General features: G+C 69.7%; 3 protein-coding genes. 1 reads left to right on the top strand and 2 read right to left on the bottom strand.

Annotated elements, in window-relative coordinates; translation table 11 throughout:
• A complete protein-coding gene (locus AC27IQ_RS20435) occupies positions 1-873 on the bottom strand; it encodes a DMT family transporter (RefSeq protein WP_284427016.1) in 873 nt (290 codons plus the stop codon).
• A gap of 192 nt (positions 874-1,065) precedes the next feature.
• The gene (gene lplT / locus AC27IQ_RS20440) at positions 1,066-2,346 is read right to left on the bottom strand and encodes a lysophospholipid transporter LplT (RefSeq protein WP_272565936.1); all 1,281 of its coding nucleotides are present in this window, start codon (positions 2,344-2,346) and stop codon (positions 1,066-1,068) included.
• A 139-nt stretch (positions 2,347-2,485) separates the two neighbouring features.
• Here lplT and alr point away from each other — a divergent pair, with 139 nt between their 5' ends.
• The gene (alr, locus tag AC27IQ_RS20445) at positions 2,486-3,592 is read left to right on the top strand and encodes an alanine racemase (RefSeq protein ID WP_284430304.1); all 1,107 of its coding nucleotides are present in this window, start codon (positions 2,486-2,488) and stop codon (positions 3,590-3,592) included.

Below are 3,592 nucleotides of genomic sequence, written 5' to 3' on the forward strand. Positions count from 1 at the left end.
TCAGCGCCGCAGCGATGCGAGGAGGGCGGCGAACACGATCAGGCCCCCGCCCAGCAAGGTGCGCGGCTGCAGCTGCGCGGCCGACAGCAGCACCGACGACACGCTGGCGAACACCACCTCCGACAGCAGGATCACCGCCGTGGTGCCCGCCGCCAGCCGCGATGCCCCGTACTGCAGCGCCCCGTTGCCCAGCCACAGCGCCACCGCCAGCAGGGCGGCCGTGGCGATCCAGGTGGCGTTCACCGGGGGAAACGGCTCCACCACGCCGGCCTGCAGCCCGATGCAGGCCACCACCAGCGCCATCAGCATGCAGCCGCCGAACATGACGAACATGCGCGCCTGTCCCGGCACCGCATGCAGCCGCCGCAGCGTGACATTGGTCAGCGCGAAGAGGAAGCCGCCCGCCAGCGCCAGCCCGTCGGCGAGCGACAGGTTCTGCAGCAGCCGGGACGGCGAGGTGCCCTCGGGCAGCAGCACCAGCACCACGCCGGTGAAGGCCAGCGCCAGCCGCAGCAGCGCCATGGGCGTGGGCCGCTCGCCCAGCACCCGCCAGGCCAGCAGCAGGCCCCAGACCGGCATCAGATAGAACAGCAGGACCACGCGCACCACGTCGCCCACGGTCACCGCCCAGTTGAAGGCCACGTTGTTCAGCCCCGAGCTCAGGGCCAGCAGCCACAGCTGCGGGTGCTGGCGCACCTGTGCCCACAGGCCCGGGCGCAGCGCCAGCAGGCCGGCCAGGATGGCGCTGTACATCACGGCGGTCGCCCACAGCGGGTGCAGCCCCGCCCCGTGCATCACCCGGAACGGCCACCATGCCAGGCCCCAGACGAAGGCATTGAACAGCAGGGCGAAATAGGGCAGCGGCGATGGCATGGAGCGTCGTGGTGCGGCAGGGGTGCCTCCGCTTCGCAGTCGGATGGGCACGGAAAAAGAGGGGCCGCAGCATCGGCATGATTTTCTGCCCCCGGACGAAGGCAGTTCCATGTCCGGCTGTGGTTAAGTTGTACTTTCCACTGCGCAGGCCGGCAGACGGGCGCGCGTGGCGCCCGGGGCGCGCCGCGGCAGTCAGTGGTGGTGGTCGTGCCGCGCCAGGTGCAGCAGGTGGTCCACTTCTTCGCGGTAGCGCACGCAGTTGTGCTGGTGCCAGCGGCGGATCAGCCACATCACCCCGGCCACCACGAGGCCGAACGCGGTGATGGCGCCGAACACCGACAGCCCCATCTTGAGCGACAGGCTGTAGAACGCGCCCAGCGCCAGGATGCAGGCCTGCTCGTTGAAATTCTGCACCGCGATGGAGCGGCCCGCGCCCATGAGGTTGTGGCCCCGGTGCTGCAGCAGCGCGTTCATCGGCACCACCAGGTAGCCGCCCAGGCCGCCCAGCAGGATGAGGAAGGGAATGGCGACCCAGATGCTCTTGATGAACACCATCAGCACCAGCAGCAGCCCCATGGCGATGCCCAGCGGGATCACCTTGGTGGCCATGTCCAGCCGCATGCGCATGGAGGCCACCACCGCGCCCACGGCCGTGCCGATGGCCACCACCCCGGTGAGGGCCGAGGCCTGGGTGGTGTTGTAGGAGAGCGCGGCCGCGGCCCAGGCCAGCACGATGAACTTGAGGTTGCCGCCCGCGCCCCAGAAGAGGGTGGTGGTGGACAGCGAGATCTGGCCCAGCTTGTCGCGCCACAGGCGGTTGTTGCAGGCCCAGAAGTCCGGCAGCATCGCCAGCGGGTTGGAGGGCAGCGGGCGCATCTCCACGCCGGTGTGGGGAATGCGGGTGTTGAACCACGCGGCCACCAGGTACAGGGTGATCAGCGCGGCGATGGCGGCCTCGGCCGCGGTGTCCACGCCGGTGTCCACGAAGGGCAGGTCCACCGACAGCAGCAGGCCGGCGATGGCGGGCCCCACGAGCTGGCCGCCCAGCAGCACGCCCAGGATGATGGAGGCGATGGTCAGCCCCTCGATCCATCCGTTGGCCTTGACCAGCTGCGAGGCCGGCAGCAGTTCGGTGAGGATGCCGTACTTGGCGGGCGAGTAGGCCGCGGCGCCCAGGCCGACCACGGCGTAGGCGATCAGCGGGTGCGAGCCGAACAGCATCATGAGGCAGCCCACGACCTTGATCGCGTTGCTGAAGAACATGACCTTGCCCTTGGGCATCGCATCGGCGAAGGCGCCCACGAACGGCGCGAGCACCACGTAGAACAGCGCGAACATCGGCACGAGCGCCGCACGCTGCCATTCCGGCGACCCGTTGGTGCGCAGCAATTCCACGGCGGCCACGAAAAGTGCGTTGTCGGCCAGCGAGCTGAAAAACTGCGCCGACATGATGGTGTAGAAACCGCGCTTCATCGAATGGCTGTTGGGTGCATCAGTTCGCCTGATGCCCTGTTAAATATCGGAACCCGCTGCAAGTGACTGGCGGTTATATCACGCGGTTTCTAGAGGGCGATGCCAGAATTCCTTCCTTTTCGCTCCGCAGATCCACCCCATGCCGCGTCCCATCCAAGCCACCATCCACACTGCTGCACTGCAACACAATCTCGAGCGCGCCCGCGCCAGTGCGCCGGACGCCCTGGCCTGGGCGGTGGTGAAGGCCAATGCCTACGGCCACGGCATCGAGCGCGTGTTCGAGGGGCTGCGCGCGGCCGACGGCTTCGCGCTGCTGGACCTGTCCGAGGCCGAGCGCCTGCGCGCCCTGGGCTGGCGCGGCCCCATCCTGCTGCTGGAGGGCGTGTTCGAGCCGCGCGACCTGGAGCTGTGCTCGCGCCTGGGGCTGTGGCACGCTGTGCATTGCGACGAGCAGATCGACTGGCTGGCCGCCCACAAGACGCAGGCGCCGCACCGCGTCTTCCTCAAGATGAACACCGGCATGAACCGCCTGGGCTTCACGCCCGAGCGCTACCGCTCGGCCTGGGCGCGGCTCAATGCGCTCACGCAGGTGGACGAGATCTCGTACATGACCCACTTCAGCGACGCCGATGGCCCCCGCGGCATCGCGCACCAGATGCAGGCCTTCCAGTCCGCCACGCAGGACCTGCCCGGCGAGAAGAGCGTGTGCAACAGCGCGGCCACCCTGCGCCATGCGGTCGATGCGCGCGTGCGCGGCGACTGGATCCGCGCCGGCATCGTGCTCTACGGCGGGGCGCCGGACTACCCCGAGCACGACGCCGCCCACTGGAACCTGCAGCCGTCGATGACGTTGTCGGCCCGCGTGATCGCGGTGCAGCACGTGCAGGCCGGCGACACGGTGGGCTACGGCTCCGCCTTCACGGCCGACGCCCCGCTCACCATCGGTGTGCTGGCCTGCGGCTATGCCGACGGCTACCCGCGCCACGCCGGCACCGGCACGCCCGTGCTGGTGAACGGGGTGCGCACGCGCGTGGTGGGCCGGGTGAGCATGGACATGATCACGGTGGACCTCTCCCCCGTGATCGCGGCGGGCGTGGAGGCGGGCTTCGGCGCCGAGGCCACGATGTGGGGGCGCGCCGCCAGCGGTGCCGTGCTGTCGATCGACGAGGTGGCGCATGCCGCCGGCACGGTGAGCTGGGAGCTGATGTGCGCCCTGGCCCCGCGCGTGCCGGTGGCGGTGGCCTGA

It is taken from the genome of Acidovorax sp. KPB24-07, from assembly GCF_057543315.1.

Bases quoted from the DNA above. Each gene is read 5' to 3' on its own strand.
- lplT (WP_272565936.1), bottom strand. From the start codon at position 2,346: ATGAAGCGCGGTTTCTACACCATCATGTCGGCGCAGTTTTTCAGCTCG.
- alr (WP_284430304.1), top strand. From the start codon at position 2,486: ATGCCGCGTCCCATCCAAGCCACCATCCACACTGCTGCACTGCAACAC.
- AC27IQ_RS20435 (WP_284427016.1), bottom strand. From the start codon at position 873: ATGCCATCGCCGCTGCCCTATTTCGCCCTGCTGTTCAATGCCTTCGTC.